Origin of the sequence: Jatrophihabitans sp. (genome assembly GCF_051960575.1) — a bacterium.
In the GTDB taxonomy this organism is placed as follows: domain Bacteria; phylum Actinomycetota; class Actinomycetes; order Mycobacteriales; family Jatrophihabitantaceae; genus JBQCEE01.
The window spans coordinates 1-22,614 of the sequence record NZ_JBQCEE010000147.1; the positions used below are offsets into that span (position 1 = coordinate 1).

The window sequence follows — 22,614 nt, forward strand, 5'->3', positions numbered from 1 at the left end:
CGGCGGAGGTGGGGGGGGGGGGGCCCCCCGCCCCGGTAGGCGGCGAGCTCCTGGTGGATCGGGGCGTGGGCCCGCGCGCCCACGATCTGCTTGACGATCTTGCCGCCCTGGAAGACGGCCATGGTCGGGATCGACATGATCTGGTAGTCGCGGGCGACGCCCGGGTTCTCGTCGATGTTGAGCTTCGCGACCGTGATCTTGTCGCTGTGCTCGCCGGCGATCTCCTCGAGCACCGGGGCGACCATGCGGCACGGCCCGCACCATTCCGCCCAGAAGTCGACGAGCACGGGCCCGTCGGCCTGCAGGACGTCGCTCGTCCAGCTGGCGTCGGTGACGGTCTTGGTGTTGGAACCCATGGAAACTCCCGTTCGGTTGGGTACTGCGTGGAACGCGGCGGTCACCGGGGTCATTCCCGGCCTGCCGTCAGGTCGGGGTCAGTGGCTGCTGCTGTGCTGGAGGGTGTGCTCGGCGGTCTGGGCGGCGTCGGTGGCGGCCTGGCCACGCAGGTGCTCGAGCGTGGCGAGGTACCGCTCGGCGTCCAGGGCGGCCTGGCAGCCGCTGCCGGCGGCCGTGATGGCCTGGCGGTAGGTGTGGTCGACGACGTCGCCGGCGGCGAAGACGCCGTCGAGGTTCGTCCGCGTGCCGGTGGTCGTGACGATGTAGCCCTCGTCGTCCAGGTCGACCTGGCCCTGCACCAGCTCGGAACGCGGCTCGTGGCCGATCGCGATGAACAGGCCGCCGACCTCGAGGTCGCACTCGTCGCCGCTGACGGTGTCGCGCAGCCGGACGCCGGTGACGCTCGTGTCGCCGTGGATGTCGACGACCTCGCTGTTCCAGGCCCAGCGGATCTTCGGGTTGCTCTCGGCGCGGTCGGCCATGATGCGGCTGGCGCGCAGGCTGTCGCGGCGGTGGATCACGGTGACCGACTCGGCGAAGCGGGTGAGGAAGGTGGCCTCCTCCATCGCGGTGTCGCCGCCGCCGACGACGGCGATGTCCTTGCCGCGGAAGAAGAAGCCGTCACACGTCGCACACCACGACACGCCGTGACCGGAGAGCTCGTCCTCGCGCGAGAGGCCCAGCTTCTTGTAGCCCGAGCCCATGGCGAGGATGACGGCGTCGGCCGTCCACACGCCGTCGAGCGTGCGCACCACCTTCACCGGGCCGGACAGGTCGAGCGAGACGACGTCGTCGGGCACCAGCTCGGCGCCGAAGCGCTCGGCCTGCGCGCGGATGTTGCTCATCAGCTCGGGGCCCATGATGCCGTCGGTGAAGCCGGGGAAGTTCTCGACCTCGGTCGTGTTCATCAGCGCGCCGCCGTACTGCGCGCCCTCGAACACCAGCGGCGCCAGGTCGGCGCGGGCGGTGTAGAGCGCGGCGGTGTAGCCGGCCGGGCCGGAGCCCACGATGATGACGTTGCGGTGCTGCGTCACGGTGTCGCCTCTCGATGCGTCCGTTGCGGGCGGACGTGCTGCCCAGGGCTGTGAACCATCGTAGGGAGCGACAGATTCCCCGCCGGGCGCGGTCGCGGCGCGTCAGGCGGTGTCGGCCGGGTGTCCGCGGCGGCGGGCGAGCAGTCGGCCGGCGGCGGCCACGCCGGTGCGGATCTCGTCGACGCGCAGCCGGTGCGCCGCGACCACGAAGACTGCGAGCCCGAGCGTGCCGCCGAGCACCAGGGCGACCAGCGCGCCGGCGTGTCCGCGCCCGAGCAGCGACTCGGCGCCCGCCAGTACCGCCAGGGCCGCGAGCGCCCCGAGCAGGGCCGCGACGCCGGTGCGGGCGACCGTGCGCAGCACCGGGCCGAGCCGCAGTGAGCCGAGCTGCCGGGTCAGGAGCACGTGCCCGGCCACGGCGCCGACGACGTACGAGGCCGACGTCGCGACGGTGAGCGTCTCGCCGATGTGGGCCGGTCCCGAGACGAGGTGGGCGCCGACGAGCACGAGCAGCACCTTCGTCCCGACCATCGCGATGTTGATCATCGTCGGGGTGCGGCCGTCGTGACGGGCGTAGAAGACCCGCAGCTGCAGCATGACGATCGCGAAGGGGAACAGGCCGAACGCCGACGCGGCGAGCGCGGTGCCCATGAGCCGACCGCCCTCGACGGAGGTCTGGCCGTAGCCGAACAGCGTGACCCCGATCGACGGGCCGAGCACGCAGAGCAGCGCCGTGACGGGCAGCAGCGCGACGGCCGACAGCCGCGCCGCGAGGCCGAAGTCGTCGACCACCGCGGCGTGGTCGTCCCGCGCGGCCGCCCGCGACATGCGCGGCATGAGCGCGGTGAGCAGCGAGACGACGAGGATGCCGTACGGCATCTGGATGAGCAGGTCGGCGTTGGTGAAGATGGTGAACGCCTTGTGCGCCGCGCCGACCTTGGCGATGACGGTGACGCCGATCTGGCTGGCAACCACGTACACCAGCACCCACCCGGCGAGCTTCGCGGCGGCCTGCAGTCGCCCGACCTCGTTCGGCCGCGCGCGGAAGCGCCACTGCCAGTCGAAGCCGGTGCGCCGCAGCGCCGGCACCAGCACGATCGCCTGCAGCGCGATGCCGAGCGTCGTGCCCACACCGAGCACCAGCACCTGCGCGTTCGTCATCGAGCCCGGCGTCAGGGTGGTCGGGCCGGGCAGGATCCAGAAGACGCCGAGCGTCACGATCATGACGACGTTGTTCAGCACCGGCGACCAGGCGCCCGCGGCATAGCTGTGCCGGATGTTCAGCACCGCCATCAGCATCGCGCCGACCCCGTAGAAGAAGATCTCGGGCAGCAGCAGGGTCGCCCAGATGCTCGTCAGCGACCGTTGCGCGGGGTCGTCGACGAACCCGGCGGCGAACAGTGGCGCCGCCACGACGGCGAGCAGCGTCATCACGCCCAGCGCCGCCGTGGCGATCGACAGCAACCGCTGGGTGTACGCGATCCCGCCGTCGTCGTCGGCCTCCTGCGCGCGCACGAGCACCGGCACCAGGACGCTCGACAGCACGCCGCCGAGCAGCAGCTCGTAGACCATGTTCGGCAGATTGTTCGCGACGTTGTACGCGTCGCCGACCCCGAACAGGCCGATGGCCGCGACGAGCAGGCTGCTGCGCAGGAAGCCGGTCACGCGGCTGATGAGGCTGGCCACGGCCATGGCCCGGCTGTTCGCGAGCAGGCTGCGGTTGCCGGTGGGCTCCGCCGCTGCGGGGCCCGACGGTGCCTCGCCGGATCCGTCCGGGTGCGCGACGGTGGTGCCGGGTGTGTCCTCCGGCGGCCGGGCCGCGGCCGGCGTGGCCGAGATCGTCGACGCCTCGGCCGGTGCGCGCGACCGGCGCAGGCCCCGGGCGCCCTTGTAGGTGGTCGGGCTCCAGACCTCGTCGTCCTCGGCGGTGCGGGTGGCCGGCTCGCGTTCGACGAGCAGGGACGCGGTCGCGACGGGATCGGCCTCGGTGAAGGTGCGGGGCGTCATCGGGCGGCCCTTCGACCAGATCTCGGGCTCGCTCCAGTCGGTCGCCTCCGGGGCGCCGTCGGTCATACGGGCACCTCCGGGGCGCCCGGGTGCTCGGACGGCGCCTGGTCGGCGGGCTGGTCGGTGGGCTGGTCGACGAGCCGTCCACCCGGCGGGCGCGGGTCGCGCCGGTAGCGCTTGAGGTAGCTGCGGGCCAGGGCCAGCACGAGCGCGACGCCCGCGACGACGGTGATGACGAGCCCGATGTCGCCGAGCGCCGTGCTGTGCACGGACAGGTGCAGGCCGTCCGGATCGCCCAGCGGGGTGCCGACGGTCGTGTACAGGCGGGCGACGACCTCGATGCGACCCGACCGCTGCACCCGCGTGCGCACCGAGGTCGCGAGCTTGCTGCGCGGTTCGACGGTCACCGTGCGCGGCTCGGCCGAGAACCCGAAGACCTGGTTCACCGGGGTGACCTCGATGCGCACCACGAGGGTGTAGTCGGTGTCGTTCTGGACGGTCACCGGCAACTTCGAGCTGCTGGACGCGAGGGTGTACGACGGCGTGCCCGAGCTGGCGTTCGGCGTGACCAGGTGCACCTGCTGCTCGATCGTGTCGATGGTGTCGGCGATGCCGTCGGCGTAGCTGCGGCCGGTGCCGGGGTCGCTCGTCCAGGCGGCCGACTCGGCCCGCTGCACCGCGATCGGCACCTCCCGGGGCAGGGTCGTGCCGCCGAGCAGCGCGGTGAAGCCGGGCAGCCGGCGCCCGACCCCGCGCAACCGGTCGACGATGTCGGCGGGCAGCGCCGCACCACCGCGCGGCGTCAGCGCCGACGCCTCGACCCCGCCGAGGTCGGACGGCGCCGACGCGTGCTGGAGGTCGATCGACGCCGTCCAGAAGGCGGTCGTGGTCTGCAGGATGGCGGTCGCCGCGGCGGTCGGATCGGCATCGACGTACCGCGGCGGGACGAGCACGACCTGGTGCTCGGCCTCGTTGTCCTGCGCGACCCGCACGGCCAGTTCGGCCATCAGCCGGGGCAGTGCGGCCACGCCCGGGCCGTCCGCCGAGACGGCGTCCGACACGGCCGAGCTGACGTCGGCAGCCGTCGTGAGGGCGGTGATGCTGCCGCGGTCGCTGGTCACCGCCAGTGCCGCGCCGCTCGCCGGCAGGGCCGACTGGGGCACCGAGGTCGTGCTCAGCACGGCCGTGTCGATGCCGGCGCCGGCGAGGTCGCCGGCCGTGCGCCCGCTCATCGTCCCGGCCACCGGCCACGCGAGGGTGCCCGACGGCTGGTGCTCGCCGAGCAGCAAGGCGAGCCGCGCCTGCATGGCCGCCGGCACCGCCGCGCTCCACGGCAGGCCGGCCCGGGTGACGGCGGCGAGATCCGGATCGGCGTAGGGGGTGAAGACGAGTTCGACATGCGGATCGGTGTCGAGCAGGAACCGGAACCGGTTCAGCCAGTCCTTCGCCGCGCCGGCGCCGGTACCGGGCTGCGTGCCACGAGTGCCGCTCCCGGTCGTGGCGACGGTGTACTTGCCGGTGGCCATGACGGCGAGCTCGTCGAGCAGCTCCGGATCGACCACGAGCGTGAGCGCGATGTCCGGGCGGGCGGCGACGAGCAGGTCGACGGTCTGCAGCGCCCGGTCGAGCCGGCCGCCGGACACGGACACGGCGAGGTCGTCGTCGGTGAACGCGGTGTCGCCCAGCAGGCGGTGCGGCCGATCGACCAGCGGCCACAGCCAGGCGACGTGCGTGGTCGCCGGGGCGACGTCGAAGGCCGGCAGGTAGGTCTGGGTGGTGCCGATGACGGTGCCGTCGCGGGTCGCGGTGAAGAAGAGCGGGTAGACGCCCGCCGGCGTGCACAGGCAGATGTTCGAGCCGTCGGCACCGACGTCGGTCGTCGTCGTGAACGTCGCGGTGGCGTGGTCGCCCGGCGGCAGGTCGACCGTCACCGGCTTGGCCGTCGCGATCGTCGGGGCCGAGTCGTCCGGCGCCGAGGGCTTCCTGATCGCGGCGTCGAGTTGCGAGGGGGACGTGAACGGTGCGCCGCGCCGGCCGGTGATGGTGATTCCCGTGAGCGCGTCGTCGGTGAGGTTGGTGACGTCGATCGTGATCGTCAGCGGCTGGGGTCTGCCCAGCGTGATCTGCGGCGTCAGCGGGCTCAGCTGCCGGACCGCGAGGGCGACGAGGTCGCGGCTGCTCGGTGCCGCCACGGCCGGCCCGGCGAGCACGAACCCGAGCGCGGACAGCAGCACGGCCAGCACCGCCGCGGCGGCCCGCCGACCGAGGCCGCGGTCAGGCACTGTCGGCGAGGAGACGGCCGGCCGTGTCGACCAGCCCGCGCTCGTCCGGGTAGGCGAGCTGCGCGCGGATCTCCGGGAGCGGCACCCACGCGACCTCGTCGACCTCGACATCGGCGTCCGACAGCTCGCCGCCGGTGCGCAGCATGAGGAAGTGACGCACGGTCTTGTGGATGCGGCGCCCGTCGGCGACGAACCAGAAGTCGATGGTGCCGAGTTCGCCGACGATGCGACCGGCGATGCCGGTCTCCTCCTCGACCTCGCGCACGGCGGCCTGTTCGGCGGTCTCGCCGGCCTCGATGTGCCCCTTGGGCAGTGACCAGAGCAGGCGTCCCTGCCGGTCGGTGCGGCCGATGAGCGCACCCCGCGGCACGTCACCGGCCATGTCCAGCACGAGGCCGCCGGCGCTGAACTCGTCGACCTGGCGCATCCAGCGGCGCGGACGCCGCCGACGGTCACCGCCCGGCCGGCCGCGTCGCGGCTTCGGCGACGCGCCGGATCCTGACTCGGATCCGGCGGTCGGGGACATGGCCCGATGGTAACCGCGCGACCTCGGTAGCGTGGCCAGTCGTGACTGCGTGCCCGAGCCCCGTCGACAGTGTCGTCGCGGCGGTCCGCCGGCCCTCGGACGCCGCCCGATGACCTCGCCGGCCGATCTCATCGCGGTGCCGCCGGCCGCCCAGGCCCTCGGCGCCGCCTTCGCGGCGGCGGGACACGAGCTGCACCTGGTCGGCGGTCCGGTGCGCGACGCCCTCGCCGGCCGCCCGGTCGGCGACCTCGACTTCACCACCGACGCCCGGCCCGAGCGGGTACTCGAGATCGTCGGGCCGCTCGCGGCCACGACCTGGACGACGGGGATCGAGTTCGGCACCGTCGGCGCCCAGGTGCGCGGCGAGGCCTGCGAGATCACCACCGTCCGCGACGACCGCTACGACCGGGTCAGCCGCAACCCGGCGGTGGTCTACGGCGAGTCGCTCGCCGACGACCTGCGCCGCCGCGACTTCACGATGAACGCGATGGCGCTCTCGGTGACCGGTGACCGCGTCTTCACCGACCCGTACGGCGGTCTCGCCGACCTCGCCCGCGGGGTGCTGCGGACGCCGGGCACCCCCCAGGAGTCGTTCGCCGACGACCCGCTGCGCATGCTGCGGGCGGCCCGGTTCGTCTCGACGCTCGGCGTGACCGTGGCCGACGAGGTGCGGGCGGCCCTCGTCGAGCTGGCGCCGCAGCTCGGCCGCATCACCGCCGAGCGCGTGCAGGTCGAACTTTCGAAGCTGCTGCTCGGGGCGCACCCGCGGGCCGGCCTGGAACTGGCCGTCGACACCGGCCTGTGCGACGTCGTGCTGCCGGAGCTGCCCGCGCTGCGGATGGCGGCCGACGAGCACGGCCAGCACAAGGACGTCTACGCCCACACGCTGCAGGTGCTCGAGCAGGCGATCGGTCTCGAGGACGAGCCCGATCTCGTGCTGCGCTGGGCCGCGCTGCTGCACGACGTCGGCAAGCCGGCCACCCGCGAGTTCGTGGCCGGCGGCCGGGTCACCTTCCACCACCACGAGGTCGTCGGCGCGCGCATGGCCCGCAAGCGCCTCAAGGCGCTCAAGTACGGCAACGACGTCGTCGAGGCGGTCGGGCAGCTGGTGTTCCTGCACCTGCGCTTCTACGGCTACCGCACGGCCGGCTGGACCGACTCGGCCGTGCGGCGCTACGTGGTCGACGCCGGCCCGCTGCTGCCGCGGCTGCACAAGCTGGTGCGCAGCGACGTCACGACCCGCAACCGCCGCAAGGCCGAGGCGCTCGCCGCCGCCTACGACACCCTCGAGCAGCGGATCGCCGAACTGCAGCAGCAGGAGGAGCTCGGGAAGATCCGGCCCGACCTCGACGGCAACGAGATCATGCAGCTGCTCGGGCTGCCGCCGGGCCCGCTCGTCGGGAGGGCCTATCAGCACCTGCTCGCGCTGCGCATGGAGCACGGCCCGCTCGGGCACGACCGCGCGGTCGAGGAGCTCAGACGGTGGTGGGACGAGCAGCAGCGGTGACGCCGGCGTAGGCGGTGGCCATCACCAGGTAGAGGCCCGCGATGACGACGACCGAGGTGGGCGAGCGTCCGGTCTCGGGCAGCACCACGGCGGTCAGCACGGCCGCCGCGACCATCGCCAGGTTCACCATCGCGTCGTAGAGCGAGAACACGCGTCCGCGGTAGGTGTCGGAGATGCTGTGCTGCACGATCGTGTCGACGCTGATCTTGATGGCCTGGGACGCGAACCCGAGCAGCAGCACCCCGACGAGCAGCAGCGGCAGCCGGTAGGGCAGCACGAAGCCGACCTGCAGCACGACGCAGCCGACCAGCGCGCCGGTGATCCAGGTGCGGGGGCCGAGCCGGCGGAAGGCGAACGGCGTGACGAGCGCGGCGGCGCCACCGCCGATCGCCAGCGCGGCGAGCACCTGGCTGAGCCCGGCCAGCCCGGCGCGGACCACACCGTCGGCGGCGTAGTAGTTGCGGTAGAGCAGCACCGTGCAGACCAGGGTCAGGCCGTAGCCGATGCGGTGCAGCCCGACGACGGCGAGGCCGTGTGCGACGACCGGGATCGAGCGGATGTGCGCGGCGCCCGCCCGCAGCCCACGGGCGACGTCGGCCAGCGTCTCGCGGCGGCGGCGTGCGGTCTCGTCCGGGCCGAGCTGGTCGAGCGCGAACCGGCGGCCGGCGGCGGCCGCCCCGAGCGCGACGGCCGCGGCGAGCAGCGCGATCACCGCGTACTGGTCGTTGGTGTCGCCGATGACCGCGCGCGCGGCGATCGCGGTTGCGCCGCCGATCGCCGTGACGATGCTGCCGAGCGTGCTCGTGATGGCGTTCGCGGTGACCAGCTCGTCGTCGGGGACGACGTGCGGCAGGCCGGCGCTCAGCGTGGCGAGGATGAACCGGCTGATCGAGATCGCGACGAGCGCGGTGCCGTAGTAGAGGACGCCGGTGCTGCCGGCGACCAGCTCGCCGGCGACCAGGGCGATCACGGCCGCGCGCAGCACGTTGGCCCGCACCAGCACACGCTGGCGCCACCACCGGTCGATGAGCACGCCCGCGAACGGTCCCACCAGCGAGTACGGCACCAGCAGCACGGCGAAGCTCGACGCGATGTCGGCCGCGTGTCCCTGCCGTTCGGGGTTGAACAGCACGGCGCCGGCGAGGCTGGCCTGGAAGATGCCGTCGGCGTACTGGCCGGTGAGGCGCACGGCGAGCAGTCGCCGGAAGGCGGGGCGGTGCAGGGCGTGCCGGAGGTACCCCTGGCGCTGCACGTCGACGACAGTAGCCACACCGACCCATACCCGCCGACGCGTCTCAGGCGCTGCGGCGTGGCGTCGGCGCGCGGAGCGGCCAAGATAGGGGCATGACGGCGGACGAGTGGGGCGCGCCCCCGGCACGCCCGCCGGCGGCCGGCAGGCTGCTCGTCGCGACGCCGCTGCTCACCGATCCGCACTTCCACCGCACGGTCGTCTACCTGCTCGAGCACGACGGTGGCGGCACGGTCGGCGTCGTGCTGAACCGGCCGTCGCACACGCCGGTCGGACAGGTGCTGCCCGACTGGCACGACGTCACCTCCGAGCCGCAGGTGGTCTTCAACGGCGGCCCCGTGCAGCCCGACGGCGCGCTCTGCCTGGGCCTGCTGGGCGGGAGCGGCGTGGCCGGCATGCGCGAGGTCGTCGACGGCGTCTCGACGGTGGATCTGGACGGCGACGTCACGGTCGTCGCGCCGGCCGCCTCACGCCTGCGCGTCTTCGCCGGGCACTCGGGCTGGTCGCCCGGCCAGCTCGAGCACGAGTTGGCCGAGGGCGCGTGGTGGGTGGCGCCGGGCAGCCCCGCCGACCTGTTCAGCGCCGACCCGCGTCCGCTCTGGACGACCGTGCTGCGCCGCCAGCCCCCGCCGCTGTGCTTCCTCGCGACCTACCCCGACGACCCGACCCTCAACTGACCGCGAAAACGCCTTGTCCCCCCGCCCAGTCGTTTCCGGAGGACCCGGGTGACTGGCCGAGGGGACAAGGCGGAATGGGTCAGCGCTCGACGGTGCCGTCGATGAAGTCCTGGACGGCCTGACGGGCTTCGTCGTCGAAGTACTGCACGGGCGGGCTCTTCATGAAGTAGCTCGACGCGGACAGGATCGGGCCGCCGATGCCGCGGTCCTTGGCGATCTTGGCGGCGCGCAGGGCGTCGATGATGATGCCGGCCGAGTTCGGGCTGTCCCAGACCTCGAGCTTGTACTCGAGGTTCAGCGGCACGTCACCGAAGGTCTTGCCCTCGAGGCGGACGAAGGCCCACTTCCGGTCGTCGAGCCAGGCCACGTAGTCCGACGGACCGATGTGGACATTGCGCTCGCCGAGGTCGCGGTCGGGGATCTGCGAGGTGACCGACTGGGTCTTCGAGATCTTCTTCGACTCGAGACGGTCGCGCTCGAGCATGTTCTTGAAGTCCATGTTGCCGCCAACGTTGAGCTGGTAGGTGCGCTGCACCTCCACGCCGCGGTCCTCGAACAGCTTGGTCAGCACGCGGTGCGTGATGGTGGCACCGACCTGGCTCTTGATGTCGTCACCGACGATCGGGACGCCGGCGTCCTCGAACTTCTTCGCCCACTCGGGGTTCGAGGCGATGAAGACCGGCAGGGCGTTGACGAAGGCCACGCCCGCGTCGATGCACGCCTGCGCGTAGAACTTGTCGGCCTCCTCCGAGCCCACCGGGAGGTAGGAGATGAGGACGTCGACCTGCTTGTCCTTCAGCACCTGGACGACGTCCACGGGCTGCTCGTCGCTCTCGGTGATGGTCTCGCGGTAGTACTTGCCGAGACCGTCGAGCGTGGTGCCGCGCAGCACCGGCACGTCGAGCTGCGGGACGTCGCAGATCTTGATGGTGTTGTTCTCGCTTGCGACGATCGCCTGCGAGAGGTCGAGGCCGACCTTCTTGGCGTCCACGTCAAACGCGGCGACGAACTCGATGTCGCTGACGTGGTACGGGCCGAAGGTGACGTGCATGAGACCCGGCACCTTCTGCGTCGGGTCGGCGTCACGGTAGAAGTGGACGCCCTGGACGAGGGACGCAGCGCAGTTGCCCACGCCCACGATGGCGACGCGGATCTTGCCGGCCGCGGACTGCGAACCCATCAGGGTTCCTCCTTCAGTGATTGGTGGAAATGCTCAGTCGTTCGGTCGGGCCGCTGCATGATTCGCAGCTCGGCCCGACGATCGTTCCTTCTCGATCAGCTCGTCGAGCCACCGCACCTCGCGGTCGACCGACTCGAGCCCGTGCTCGTGCAGATCGCGGGTGTAGCGGTCGAACCGCTCGCCCGCGCGGCTCAGCGCACTGCGCATGCCGTCGCGCTGCTCCTCGACCCGGCGGCGACGACCCTCGAGGATCTGCAGCCGGATGTCGGAGCGGGTCTGGGCGAAGAACGCCAGCCGGGCACCGAAGCCCTCCTCGTCGAAGGCGTCCGGGCCGACCTGCGCGAGCAGTTCGGCGAAGTGCTCCTTGCCCTCGGCGGTGAGGCGGTAGACCCGCTTGCCACGCCGCGACCGGCTCGCACCGGCGTCGAGCGGGGCCTCCTCGGAGATCCAGCCCGCCTCGGAGAGCCGGCGCAGGGTCGGGTACAACGAACCGTACGAGAACGCGCGGAACGCCCCGAACAGGGCGGCCAGGCGCTTGCGCAGCTCGTACCCGTGCATCGGGCTCTCGCTGAGCAGGCCAAGGACGGCGATCTCGAGCATCTCCGCCCCCCTACCGGCCGTCCGCGGTGGACCCCTATGCCGCCGCGATGTATCAGCACGATACATGAATCTCGACGGCAGGAGGCAACGCGGCACACCGGGGGTGTCGCCGAGGTAACACGGCGGCGAACTGGCAGGGTGCGGCGGGAACACATCGCTCGCGAACAGCCGCGGCACAGCGCAACGCCAGAGGGCTGCTCGATCGTCTGGTGAGAAGAGGTCCACGCAGTCCCCCTCGGCGAGGCAGTGCGAAGGAGTCGTCATGACCGCCCAGCTCGACCGCAACGTCCCCCGCATCGGCACCGCGTCCGAAGAGGTGCTGGGCACCTCGCCCGACGGTCTCAGCGTGGTCGAGGTGCACCGCGCCGACGGCGGCGTCGTCTTCGAGTACCGCCTCGCCGGTGCCGTGCTCGCGTCCGGCTCGACCCTGCACCAGCTCGCCGAGAGCCTGCGCCCGGCGAGCTGACCCGCTGGTGTCCCGGGCCTAGTGCGTCCCGGACGCCGCGTGCACGGCCGCGCTGATCGCCGCGGGCAGGGTGTCCTCGAACGACGGGGTGCCGTCGCCGTAGAGGGCGATCACGTGCCGCAGGATCGGGTAGGACGACCCGCCGCTGGACTGCGTGTAGACCGGTTCGACGTAGAGCAGCCGACCGGCCAGCGGGATCGCCTCGAGGTCACCGAGCACCACCTTCGAGTTGCCGCCGCGCTGCAGGGTCAGCGCCTCGGTGATCTTGGTGTTCGACTCGATGCTGTTCTGCACCTGCGCCGGTGACAGGCCGCCGACCGAGCCGGACGGGAAGCGCAGCACGGTGAAGGTGCCGTAGTCGGGCCCCGGCTGGGCGTTCACCGAGATGAACGACGCCAGCTGCTGCCCGTTGAGCGTGACCATCGGCGTCGACAGCGTGTACTGCTGCCGGCCGAACCCGTCCACCGACTGTGAGGCGTAGCGCGAGGGCAGCGGCGCCGTGCGCGCGCTCGACGAGCCCGACGTCGCGCCGTTCACCGAGTTGCTCGAGCCCACGGTCGGGTCGGTCGGCACCGTCCAGAAGTCGTTGCCGCTGTAGAAGTTCGACGCGCTCGACACGTGGTAGCGCGCGAGCAGCGAGCGCTGCACGTTGAACAGGTCGGTCGGGTAGCGCAGCTGGTCGACGAGGTTCGCCGGGATCGCCGACTGCGGCTGGACGAGGCCGGGGAAGACGGCCTCCCACGTCTTCAGCAGCGGGTCGACGTGCTTGCTCTGGTCCCACTCGTAGAGCGAGACCTGCCCGGTGTAGGCGTCGACGACCGCCTTCACCGAGTTGCGCAGGTAGTTCACCTGCGTGTTGGCCTGCCCGGTGGACGAGCCATCGGCCACCAGCGTGGTGCGCACCGAGCTCCCGAGGTTGATCAGCTGCGAGTCGGGGTAGTTCGCGCTCGTCGTGTAGCCGTCGACGATCCACTTGATCTGCCCGTCGACGATGGCCGGGTAGACGTCGCCGTCGAGCGTGAGCCAGGGCGCCACATGGGCGACGCGGGCCGCGGGGTCGCGGATCTCGAGCAGCCGCGAGGCGCTGTTGAGCTCGGAGCTGAAGAAGATGTTCGGCGTGTGCAGCTGGATCGCGAACAGCAGCCGCCGCCAGGCCGAGCCGATCGGGATGCCGCCGTCACCGGTGTAGGTCGTGTGCGCGGCCGGGGCGCCGTTGCTGCCCGGATGATCGAACTCGAGATCCTGCGTGCTGCCCTCCGGCCGCCCCACGATCGCGTACGAGTTCGCGCCGAAGTGCTGGCCGAAGTAGACCTGCGGACGCGTCACCGGGATGTCCTGCGCGGGCGGCATCCCACCGTTGAGGAAGACCGGGGTGCTGGTGTCCGGGTCGACCTCGGTGGTCGGCGCGGCCACCACGCCGTAGCCGTGGGTGTAGACGAGGTGCGTCGTCACCCACGTCGGGTGCGGGATGCCGCCCGGCTTGAGCTCGCGCACGGCGAGCGCGACGTCCTGCGACTTCCCGCCGATCGGGTAGTGGCTGATGTCGAGGGTCGACTTGAACCCGTAGTACGCCTGCAGCTGCTGCTCGACGTTGAAGGTGGGCGAGAGCTGGTTGGGGTCGAGCAGTGACACCTGCGCGACCTCGTCGGCGAGCTTGGTCACCGTCGCCTCGTCGGCCGGCTTCGAGGTGTCGTACGGGACGGTCCTGACGACACCGTCGAGGCCGAAGGCGGCCATCGTCGCCCGTTGGTTGTTGCGGATCTCGTCCAGGTCGAGGGTCGCTGCGCTGGGCGCCTCGCGGAAGTGGTTGAGCAGGGCCGGCCACGCCGAGCCGATGACCGCCTGCGCCGCGAGCATGACGACCACGGCGGTCGCGAGCCACCGCACCCGCCCGTGCCGGGTGGCGTTGACGACCAGCCCCGCGGCGACGAGCAGGGCGATGACGAGCAGGACGTACTTGCTCGGGATGCCGGCGAGCCGGTCGGTGTAGCCGACGCCGGTGACCGGGCCGCGCGGCGACAGCGTGAACGAGTAGCGCGAGAGCCAGAGGTTGACGGCCTGCAACGCCAGGTAGGCCGCGCCGAGCGCCGAGACGACGCGGATCATGCCCTTCGCGACCTTCTTCTTGCCGCGCCGGATGCGCCACGCGCCGTACCAGTAGCCGGCGCCCACCGCGATGACGAGCCCGTAGAGCACGGTCTTCAGCAGCAGCCCCACGACCATCTGCTGGAACGGCAGCACCTGCACGAAGAACGAGACGTCCTTGTGGAAGTACGGGTCGCTCGTGTGCCACGGCCGGCTGTTGGCCCAGAGCAGGTAGGTTTGCCAGCCGGCCGCGGCGGCGCGGCCGACCAGGACGCCGGGGACGATCGCGGCGAGCGCGATCAGCAGCCACGCGGCCTTCGACTCGTAGCGACGGAAGATCCAGCGGAAGGTGTCGTAGTCGGCCGAGAGGTGCAGCGGGCGGATGCGCCGCACCCCGAGCAGGGTCGCGGCCCCGGCGGCGCCGCCGATGATCGCGAAGACGACGAACAGGCCGATGCGGGCCTTGAGCATCGTCGAGTACACCGAGCCGGCGTGCACCGAGTCGAACCACCAGGCGGTGGTGACGAGGCCGACGAACACCCGGAAGAGCACCCACAGCACGACGAGCGCGACGACCACCGCGGCGAGCACGAGCGCGAGCCGGGTGAGCCGGCGCCGGCCGGCCGACTGACGGAGGGACGAGCCGGTCGACAGCCGCGCGAAGGGACTCGCGGCGGGACGGGCGACAGGACTGGTGGGGGTGAACACAGCTCAGCTCCGTGCGGGCTTGGCGGCAGCCGGCTTCGGGCCGACCTTCTTGGGGGCGGGCTTCTCGTGCCGGTCCTCGTAGGCGGCGATGACCTCGTCGGTGGGGCCGTCCATGATCAACTTCCCGTGCTCGAGCCAGACGGTGCGGTTGCACGTGTCGCGGATGACCCCGAGCCCGTGGCTGACGAGGAAGACGGTGCCGGCCTGCTCGCGCAGCTCGAGGATGCGCTTCTCGCTGCGGCGCCGGAATGCGGCGTCACCGGTGGCGAGCGCCTCGTCGATGAGCAGGATCTCGGGGGCCCGTGCCGCCGCGATGGCGAAGCGCAGCCGCGCGCCCATGCCGGACGAGTAGGTGTTCATCGGCAGGTGCACGAACTCGCCGATGCCGGCGAACTCGCAGATCGAGTCGTACTCCTCGGCGATCTCGTCCGGGGTCATGCCGATGGCCAGGCACCCGAGCAGGATGTTCTGGTCGCCCGACATCCGCGCCATCATGGCCGCCGAGACGCCGAGCAGGGACGCCTGGCCGCGCGTCCACACGGCGCCCTGCGACGGCGCCATGAGCCCGGCGATCGCCCGCAGCAGCGTCGACTTGCCCGAGCCGTTCGGGCCGATCAGGCCGATCGCGTCGCCCCGGTAGGCGGTGAGGCTGACACCCTTCACCGCGTGCACCGAGCGCTGCCCGGGGGCCTGCTCGCGCAGGATCATGCGCTTGAGCGCCGCCGGCGCGCCGCCGGCATTCTGACCCTTGCCGACGATGCGGTAGCGCAGGTGCACGTCGTCCACGACGACGGTGGGGATGCGCTCGTCGGCCGGGTCGCCGAGCGCGACGTCGGTCGCGTCCTCGGGCGGTGCGGCGACCGCGGTCACCGACGCGTCCGCGTCAGCGGTCTCGGCCCTGGTCCCGGCGACGGCCTGCTGCGGGCCGCCGGTGCGCGGCTCAGACATTGCCGTACTCCTCCTCGCCCCGCCAGAAGTACAGGTAGGCGACTGCGAGCGTGCCGACCGACCAGGCGATGGCCCACAGCCACGTCGTCGCCGGCACCGGGCTGCCGCTCAGCACGGCGTTGCGGGCCAGCGCGAGATAGATGTAGCCCGGGTTGTTGGTGAGCACCGACGCGACCCACGGCGCGTGGCTCGCCGTGACAGCATGCACGCTGTACATGACGCCGGAGAGGTACATCCAGACGCGCGAGACGAACGGCAGCACCTGTGCGGTGTCGGGCACCTTGGCGCCCATGCGGGCGGCGGCGAAGGTGAGCCCGAGGTTGAACATCGTCTGCAGGCCGATGGCCGGCGCGAGCAGCAGCCACCGCCAGGAGAGTTGCTCGCCGCTCAGCAGCAGGATCGGGATGAGCACGACCATCGAGTTGATCAGCTGCTGCAGCTGCACGAGCGTCGTCGAGAGCGGCAGCACCGCGCGCGGGAACTGCAGGGCGCGCACGAGGCCGAGGTTCGCCGTGATCGAGCGGGCGCCGGCGTTGAGGGCGCCCGTGGTGAAGCCGAAGACGAAGATGCCGACCGACAGGAAGCCGATGAAGTTGTGGATGCCCTGGTTGGTGTGCAGCAGGACGCCGAAGATCAGGTAGTACACGGCGATGTTGAGCAGCGGCGTCAGCAGCTGCCACGACTGGCCGAGGAAGCTGCCCTCGTAGCCCGCGGCGTTCGACGCCGACGCGTACGCGGCGGTGAACCAGCGGCGCTGCCAGATGCGGCGCGTGTACTCGTCGATCGGCAACCTCGCGCCGGCGCGTTCGAGGCCCGGGTAGGGCGGCTCGGCGGTGTCGAGGTTGAGCGCATTCGTCGCGGTCATCGGTACCCCTCCGGCTCGGTCGCCTGCTCGGGCGACTCCAGGTGGGTGCGCAGGGCGCGCATGAATCGGCGCTGCACCGGCCGCAGCCGGTCGCGCAGCAACAGGTCGACGAGGTCGAGGTCGACCCTGCCCTGCACCTCGTCGGCCGAGAGCAGGGCGGCCACCTCACCGGCGAGGTCGGCGAGCTCGTCGTCGGTCGTCCGCGCGGTGAGACTGCCCAGTCGTCGGCGCAGCGTGCCGAGGGTGGCGCCGAGGTCGGCCTCGCCGAGCAGTCGGCCGGCGTGGGCCAGCACCCCGGACATGCCGTCGGGGTGCAGCGCGTCGAGCACGGCGGCGGCCCACTTCTCGCTCGCGGCGAGGTCGTCGGCCGGTCCGAGTACACCCCTGTCCTGCAGGGCCCGGGTCAGGGCCTTCACGGGCTGGTCGAAGGTCTCCGACCGGGCCAGCTCGCGCAGGCGGTCGCGGGTGGCGGTGAGCCGGGCGATCTCGCCGTCGACCTCGTCGGCCAGGCGGGTCAATGCGTCGCTGAGCGAGATGTCGTCGGTCTCGCCGGCGCTGACCCGCTCGGCGATCTCGGGCAGCGGCATGCCGAGTGCGCGCAGCCGCACCACGCGCACCAGCTCGACGACCTCCTTGCCGCCGTAGCGGCGGTAACCGGACGGGTCGCGCGGCGGCTCGGGCAGGACACCGACGGCGTGGTAGTGCCGGATCGTGCGAGGGGTGACACCGGCGACGTCGGCCGCCTCCTTGACGGAGAGACCGCGCGCGAAGGTGCGCAGCTGCCGTGGTGCCACGCGTCCACTATGAAGGTTGACGTAGCGGCAAGGTCAAGCGTTGTGGGTGGACGCTCAGGACGTGTCGCGCGGGGTCCTTGCAGGTGTCGATCACGTTGGTCGGCCGGCCAGGATCGGCACGTCGAGCGCGGCGGGCGGGATGCCGAAGGCGTCGACCAGCGTCTGGGCGTCCGGGCGGAGGTCGTCGCAGAGCTGGTTGACGGCGGCCACGAGCGCCTTCGACCGGGTCGCGGTGAGCCGGCCGTGCTCGGCGAGCCAGCCGCGGTCGGCCTCCAGGGTCGAGAGCGCGTAGAGGTCGCAGACCTTGATCAGCAGGTCCTGCTCGGCGCCGGCGGGCAGCTTCTCGAGCGCCGCGACGAAGGCGTTGAGCAGGACGTTGTCGATGTGGGCGCGGGCCGCATGCAGCAGGTGGTCCTGGGCGCCGTTGAACACGGCGAACGGGTCGTCGGCATCCGCTGCCTTCCGCAGCCGCTTGGCGAGCGACTCGAGCAGGTGCTTTTCGCGCCAGGCGAAGACGGCGAGCTGCCAGTCATGGTCGAACAGGCTGCCGGTCTCGGTGATGTCCGGCGCGGCGTCGCGGAGGCGCTGCAGCAGCCGCCAGCCACCGATCCGCTCGACGACCACCTCGACGGCCTGGTCGGCGACGAAGCGCACCGTGCCGAGCAGGTCGAGGTCGCCGAACGCGTCGCGGTAGCCGGTGAGCAGCTCCTTCGCGACGAGCTGCAGCAGGACGGTGTTGTCGCCCTCGAAGGTGGTGAAGACGTCGGTGTCGGCCTTCAGGCCGGGCAGGCGGTTCTCGGCGAGGTAGCCCGAACCGCCGCAGGCCTCGCGGCAGGCCTGGATCGTGCTGGTCGCGTGCCAGGTGGCGACGGCCTTGATGCCTGCGGCGCGCGCCTCGAGCTCGCGGCGGGCCGGGTCATCGCGCGGTTCGCGGCTCAGCGGCGCGTCCAGCGAGCCGGTCGTCTCGTGCAGTCCGGTCACGAGGTCGAGCTGGGCGAAGTGCAGGGCGTAGGTCTTCGCGAGCGCCGGCAGCAGCTTCCGCTGGTGGGCCAGGTAGTCGAGGATCACGACCTCCTGCCCGTCGGGGCGCTGGAACTGCTGTCGCCGGTTGCCGTAACCGATCGCGATCGCCAGCGCGACCTTGGTGGCGCTGGCGGCGCCGCCGGCCACCGAGATGCGGCCCTGGACCAGCGTGCCGAGCATGGTGAAGAAGCGCTTGCCGGCGTTGGGGATGGTCGTCGTGTAGCTGCCGTCGGCGGCGACGTCGCCGTACCGGTTCAGCAGGTTGTCGCGGGGCACGCGCACGTCGTCGAACCAGATGCGGCCGTTGTCGACGCCGTTGAGGCCGGCCTTGAGCCCGCAGTCGTCGAGACGCACACCGGGCAGCACCCGCCCGGCGTCGTCGCGGATGGGCACGACGAACGCGTGCACGCCCTGCGACTCGCCCTGCGTGACGAGCTGGGCGAAGACGACCGCCACGCGTCCGTCGCGGGCGGCGTTGCCGATGTACTCCTTCGCCGCATCGTCGTCGGGGGTGCGGACGACGAACTCGTCGGTGTCGGGGTCGAAGGTCGCGGTGGTGCGCAGGTTGGCGACGTCCGAGCCGTGGCCGTGCTCGGTCATCGCGAAGCAGCCGAGCAGGCGCAGCTCGATGAGGTCACGCAGGTAGGCCTCGTGGTGCCGTTCGGTGCCGAGGTGCAGGATCGCGCCGCCGAACAGCCCCCATTGGACGCCGGACTTCACCAGCAGCGAGAGGTCGCCCATGGCGAGCATCTCGAAGCCGGTGATCGAGCGGCCGAGGTCGTTGGTGCCGCCGTACCGCGTCGGGAAGCCGTTGCGCGAGTAGCCGTACTCGGTGAGTGCCTGCAGCCGTTCGAGCACGCGGGCGCGCTGGGTCTCGGTGTCCTCACCGACGACGACGGCGAAGCGTTCGTCCTCGCTGAGCTTGCGCGCCTTGTCCCGCATGTCGCCCCAGCGGCCGTCGAGCACGCTGCGGATGAACGACACCTCGACCGATCGCATCCCTACCTCCGCGTTGGTGGTGGCCCGGCTGCGGCTGTCCCCATCGTGCTGGCGGGTGCGACCCCTCGCCAGTCGGCGCGCTCAGGCCGGACGGAACGGCGGCGGCAGGTCCTTGCCGTGCACGCGGTAGATGCCGGCACCGCCGTCCCACAGCAGCGTGGTGAGGTAGTCGCCGAGCACGGCGCGGTCCATCTTCGCCGGGTTCTCGAGCCACCACAGGCCGGCTGCGCGCACGAAGCCGACGGTCGCCTCGGCCCACGGGTGCGCGAGCGCGGGGTCGCTGCCGACGAGGGCGAGGCCGTTGCCGAGCTGCAGCGCGATCGCCTCGGCCATCAGCCGGTTCGGGTCGGTGACCTCCTCGGTCTGCGCCGTGGTCGGCTGGTGGCGCTCGATGAAGTGGTAGAGCGCGGTCTGCTCCGACAGGAAGGTCAGGTAGGCGTCGACCCAGGCCTGGAAGATCGACCGGGGTGGCGTGTGGTCGTCGGCGACGGGCAGCGCGGCGACGATCTCGCTGATCACCTTGCGTCCGACGGCGCCGTAGAGGTCGTTCTTGTCGGCGAAGTAGCGGTAGATGACCGGCTTGCTGGTGTGCGCCACCGCGGCGATCTGGTCCATGCCGACGTCGGTGCCGTACTGGCGGACGGCACTGACGACCGCGTCGATGAGGTCGTCGCGGCGGGCGGCGCGGTGAGCCGCCCAGCGGGCGCTGCGGCCGTCCACGGGGGCGCCGTCCGCGCGCTCGCCGCGGCCGGCGGTGCGCGGCTGTGCCCGGGGCGTCAGGCGGGTCACAGGAACTTTCATGGAACTCAGAGTAGCGGGTAATCTGCCGGTATGACTCGTCGCGCCGCCATCATCGGGGGGAACCGCATCCCCTTCGCCCGTCAGAACGGCAAGTACGCCCGGGCGTCGAACCAGGACATGCTCACCGCCGCCATCGACGGTCTCGTCGCCCGCTACTCGCTGCAGGGCGAACGGCTCGGCGAGGTGGCCGCGGGCGCGGTGCTCAAGCACAGCCGCGACTTCAACCTCACCCGCGAGTCGGTGCTCGGCTCGCGCCTCTCGCCGCAGACGCCGGCGTACGACGTGCAGCAGGCGTGCGGCACCGGGCTCGAGACGGTCATCCTCACCGCCAACAAGATCGCGCTCGGCCAGATCGAGTCGGCCGTCGCGGCCGGCGTCGACACCACCTCGGACGCCCCGATCGCCATCAGCGAGGACCTGCGTCAGGTGCTGCTGTCGGTGAACCGGGCCAAGACGCCGGTCGAGCGGCTCAAGGCGCTCGCGGGCATCCGGCCGCAGCAGCTCGTGCCGGCGATCCCCGAGAACAGCGAGCCGCGCACCGGACTGTCGATGGGCGAGCACCAGGCGATCACCACCCTCGAGTGGGGTGTCACCCGCCAGGAGCAGGACGAGCTCGCCGCCGCGTCGCACCGCAACCTCGCGGCGTCCTACGACCGGGGCTTCCAGGACGACCTGATCACGCCGTTCCTCGGCCTCACCCGCGACCAGAACCTGCGTCCGGACAGCTCGGTCGAGAAGCTCGCGAAGCTCTCGCCGGCGTTCGGCAAGGCCTTCGGCGACCAGGCGACGATGACCGCCGGCAACTCGACGCCGCTCACCGACGGGGCCTCGACGGTGCTGCTCGGCTCGGAGGAGTGGGCGGCCGAGCACGGCCTGCCGGTGCGGGCGTGGTTCGTCGACGCCGAGACCGCCGCCGTCGACTACGTGCACGGCGACCGCAAGTACGACGGCCTGCTGCTCGCGCCGGCCTACGCCGTGCCGCGCCTGCTCGCCCGCAACGGCCTGACGCTGCAGGACTTCGACTACTACGAGATCCACGAGGCGTTCGCGGGCACCGTGCTCTCGACGCTGAAGGCGTGGGAGGACGACGCGTTCTGCAAGGAGCGCCTCGGTCTTGACAAGCCGCTGGGCTCGATCGACCGGTCGAAGCTGAACGTGAACGGCTCGTCGCTCGCCGCGGGTCACCCGTTCGCCGCCACCGGCGGCCGCATCGTCGCCGCGCTGGCGAAGATGCTTGACGAGCGGGGGTCGGGCCGCGGCCTCATCTCGATCTGCGCTGCCGGTGGGCAGGGCGTCGTCGCGATTCTGGAGAAGTGAGCAATGGCCACTGACAGGTACTTGGAACTCGTCAACTCCGGCATCGGCTCGGCGATCGCCGACCGCGTCGGCCTGCCGAAGCCGCCGGTGCTGCGGCGGTACGCGGCCGGTGAGCCGCTGTTGCACGGACCCGCGCTCGTCGGCGGCCTCGAGGGCGTGCCCGCGAGCGTCGTGAAGGCGCTCGAGGTCGCCGGTGTCGACGTCAAGGTCGAGTTGGGTGCCGACGAGCGTCCGGCCGCACTGATCTTCGATGCGCGCGCGGTCGGCAAGCCGGCCGATCTCGCGCAGCTGCGCGAGTTCCTGTCCGGGCAGCTCAAGCGGCTGAAGAGCAACGGGCGGGTGCTCGTGCTCGGGTTGCGCCCCGAGGGCACCGTGCCCGCCCGCGATGCCGCGCGTCAGGGCCTCGACGGCATCGTCCGGTCGCTGGCGAAGGAGCTGCGCGGCGGCTCGACCGCCAACCTGCTGCTCGTCGAGGACGAGGCGTCGCTGCCCGCGGCGCTGCGCTTCTTCCTGTCCGGCAAGGCCGCCTACGTCGACGGCCAGCCGCTGCTGCTCGCTGCGGGCGAGGCGCCGGAACCGGCCGACTGGTCGCGTCCGCTGGCCGGGAAGACGGCGCTGGTGCCGGGTGCTGCGCGCGGCATCGGCGCGGCGATCGCCGAGGTGCTGTCGCGCGACGGCGCCCACGTCATCGCCGCCGACCTGCCGCAGGCGGGCGAGGCGCTGGCGAAGGTGGCCAACAAGATCGGCGGCTCGTCGCTGCACCTCAACGTCGCGGCGACCGACGCCCCCGAGCGGCTGCTCGAGCACCTGTCGAAGCAGACCAAGGGCCTCGACATCCTGATCCACAACGCCGGCATCACCCGCGACAAGCTGCTCGCGAACATGAAGCCCGAGCAGTGGGATGCCGTGATCGCGGTGAACCTCGAATCGCAGCTCGCGATCAACGACGCCCTGCTCGCCTCGGACCAGTTGAACCCGCAGTCGCGCGTCGTCTGCCTGTCGTCGACCACGGGGTTCGCCGGCAACCGCGGCCAGACCAACTACGGCGCCACCAAGGCCGCCGTCATCGGGCTGGTGCGGGCGTACGCCGACGCGTTCGCGGCGAAGGGTTCGTCGACGATCAATGCGGTCGCGCCGGGCTTCATCGAGA

The 22,614-nt window shown here is 71.9% G+C and carries 18 protein-coding genes and 1 pseudogene; 5 read left to right on the forward strand and 14 right to left on the reverse strand.

Features of this window, described 5'->3' with window-relative positions:
• From trxA to ACTHMS_RS08330, 5 genes are all read right to left on the reverse strand, one after another.
• On the reverse strand, positions 1-356 hold a 356-nt coding region (gene trxA, locus ACTHMS_RS08310), incomplete at its 3' end, for a thioredoxin (RefSeq protein WP_440306191.1).
• A 78-nt stretch (positions 357-434) separates the two neighbouring features.
• Entirely contained in the window at positions 435-1,430 is a 996-nt protein-coding gene (gene trxB, locus ACTHMS_RS08315; protein ID WP_440306192.1) for a thioredoxin-disulfide reductase, read from the reverse strand.
• Positions 1,431-1,532: 102 nt separating this feature from the next.
• Positions 1,533-3,503: a murein biosynthesis integral membrane protein MurJ gene (murJ, locus tag ACTHMS_RS08320; RefSeq protein ID WP_440306193.1), complete on the reverse strand. Its 1,971-nt coding sequence runs from the start codon at positions 3,501-3,503 to the stop codon at positions 1,533-1,535.
• A complete protein-coding gene (locus tag ACTHMS_RS08325) occupies positions 3,500-5,719 on the reverse strand; it encodes a DUF6049 family protein (protein ID WP_440306194.1) in 2,220 nt (739 codons plus the stop codon). The genes murJ and ACTHMS_RS08325 overlap by 4 nt, the downstream gene beginning before the upstream one ends.
• Positions 5,712-6,245, reverse strand: a complete 534-nt coding sequence (locus ACTHMS_RS08330) for an NUDIX hydrolase (RefSeq protein ID WP_440306195.1) — start codon at positions 6,243-6,245, stop codon at positions 5,712-5,714. The genes ACTHMS_RS08325 and ACTHMS_RS08330 overlap by 8 nt, the downstream gene beginning before the upstream one ends.
• Before the next feature lie 106 nt (positions 6,246-6,351).
• On the opposite strand from ACTHMS_RS08330, the pseudogene ACTHMS_RS08335 reads away from it, so the two are divergent.
• Positions 6,352-7,752, forward strand: a pseudogene (locus ACTHMS_RS08335) (CCA tRNA nucleotidyltransferase); the annotation flags it as partial.
• On the opposite strand, the gene ACTHMS_RS08340 reads toward ACTHMS_RS08335, so the two are convergent.
• On the reverse strand, positions 7,721-9,004 hold the full coding sequence (locus ACTHMS_RS08340) for an MFS transporter (RefSeq protein ID WP_440306196.1): 1,284 nt from the start codon (positions 9,002-9,004) through the stop codon (positions 7,721-7,723). The pseudogene ACTHMS_RS08335 and the gene ACTHMS_RS08340 overlap by 32 nt on opposite strands.
• Positions 9,005-9,096: 92 nt before the next feature.
• Here ACTHMS_RS08340 and ACTHMS_RS08345 point away from each other — a divergent pair, with 92 nt between their 5' ends.
• Entirely contained in the window at positions 9,097-9,678 is a 582-nt protein-coding gene (locus tag ACTHMS_RS08345) for a YqgE/AlgH family protein (protein WP_440306197.1), read from the forward strand.
• A 79-nt stretch (positions 9,679-9,757) separates the two neighbouring features.
• Here the strand turns inward: ACTHMS_RS08345 and ACTHMS_RS08350 are convergent, their stop codons facing one another.
• Both ACTHMS_RS08350 and ACTHMS_RS08355 read right to left on the reverse strand, forming a co-directional pair.
• Positions 9,758-10,858: an inositol-3-phosphate synthase gene (locus tag ACTHMS_RS08350; RefSeq protein ID WP_440306198.1), complete on the reverse strand. Its 1,101-nt coding sequence runs from the start codon at positions 10,856-10,858 to the stop codon at positions 9,758-9,760.
• 33 nt (positions 10,859-10,891) lie between these two features.
• Positions 10,892-11,458, reverse strand: a complete 567-nt coding sequence (locus tag ACTHMS_RS08355; protein WP_440306199.1) for a PadR family transcriptional regulator — start codon at positions 11,456-11,458, stop codon at positions 10,892-10,894.
• A 262-nt stretch (positions 11,459-11,720) separates the two neighbouring features.
• Between ACTHMS_RS08355 and ACTHMS_RS08360 the strand changes: the two genes are divergently transcribed.
• Complete coding sequence (locus ACTHMS_RS08360) at positions 11,721-11,924, forward strand: hypothetical protein (protein ID WP_440306200.1); 204 nt, start codon at positions 11,721-11,723, stop codon at positions 11,922-11,924.
• A gap of 18 nt (positions 11,925-11,942) precedes the next feature.
• On the opposite strand, the gene ACTHMS_RS08365 is transcribed toward ACTHMS_RS08360, so the two are convergent.
• From ACTHMS_RS08365 to ACTHMS_RS08390, 6 genes are all read right to left on the reverse strand, one after another.
• Positions 11,943-14,717 carry a UPF0182 family protein gene (locus ACTHMS_RS08365; protein WP_440306201.1) on the reverse strand — a complete coding sequence of 925 codons (2,775 nt, stop codon included), beginning with the start codon at positions 14,715-14,717 and terminating at the stop codon, positions 11,943-11,945.
• Between the two features lie 3 nt (positions 14,718-14,720).
• Complete coding sequence (locus tag ACTHMS_RS08370) at positions 14,721-15,665, reverse strand: ABC transporter ATP-binding protein (RefSeq protein WP_440306202.1); 945 nt, start codon at positions 15,663-15,665, stop codon at positions 14,721-14,723.
• Complete coding sequence (locus ACTHMS_RS08375; protein ID WP_440306203.1) at positions 15,658-16,530, reverse strand: ABC transporter permease; 873 nt, start codon at positions 16,528-16,530, stop codon at positions 15,658-15,660. The genes ACTHMS_RS08370 and ACTHMS_RS08375 overlap by 8 nt, the downstream gene beginning before the upstream one ends.
• Entirely contained in the window at positions 16,527-17,324 is a 798-nt protein-coding gene (locus tag ACTHMS_RS08380; RefSeq protein ID WP_440306204.1) for a helix-turn-helix domain-containing protein, read from the reverse strand. Before ACTHMS_RS08380 ends, ACTHMS_RS08375 begins: the two co-directional genes overlap by 4 nt.
• 90 nt (positions 17,325-17,414) lie before the next feature.
• Positions 17,415-19,346, reverse strand: coding sequence for an acyl-CoA dehydrogenase family protein (locus tag ACTHMS_RS08385; RefSeq protein ID WP_440306205.1), 1,932 nt, complete (start codon positions 19,344-19,346; stop codon positions 17,415-17,417).
• An 81-nt stretch (positions 19,347-19,427) separates the two neighbouring features.
• The gene (locus tag ACTHMS_RS08390) at positions 19,428-20,147 is read right to left on the reverse strand and encodes a TetR/AcrR family transcriptional regulator (RefSeq protein WP_440306206.1); all 720 of its coding nucleotides are present in this window, start codon (positions 20,145-20,147) and stop codon (positions 19,428-19,430) included.
• Positions 20,148-20,177: 30 nt separating this feature from the next.
• Between ACTHMS_RS08390 and ACTHMS_RS08395 the strand changes: the two genes are divergently transcribed.
• Both ACTHMS_RS08395 and ACTHMS_RS08400 read left to right on the forward strand, forming a co-directional pair.
• On the forward strand, positions 20,178-21,464 hold the full coding sequence (locus tag ACTHMS_RS08395; RefSeq protein WP_440306207.1) for an acetyl-CoA C-acetyltransferase: 1,287 nt from the start codon (positions 20,178-20,180) through the stop codon (positions 21,462-21,464).
• Positions 21,465-21,467: 3 nt separating this feature from the next.
• On the forward strand, positions 21,468-22,614 hold a 1,147-nt coding region (locus tag ACTHMS_RS08400), incomplete at its 3' end, for a 3-oxoacyl-ACP reductase (protein WP_440306208.1).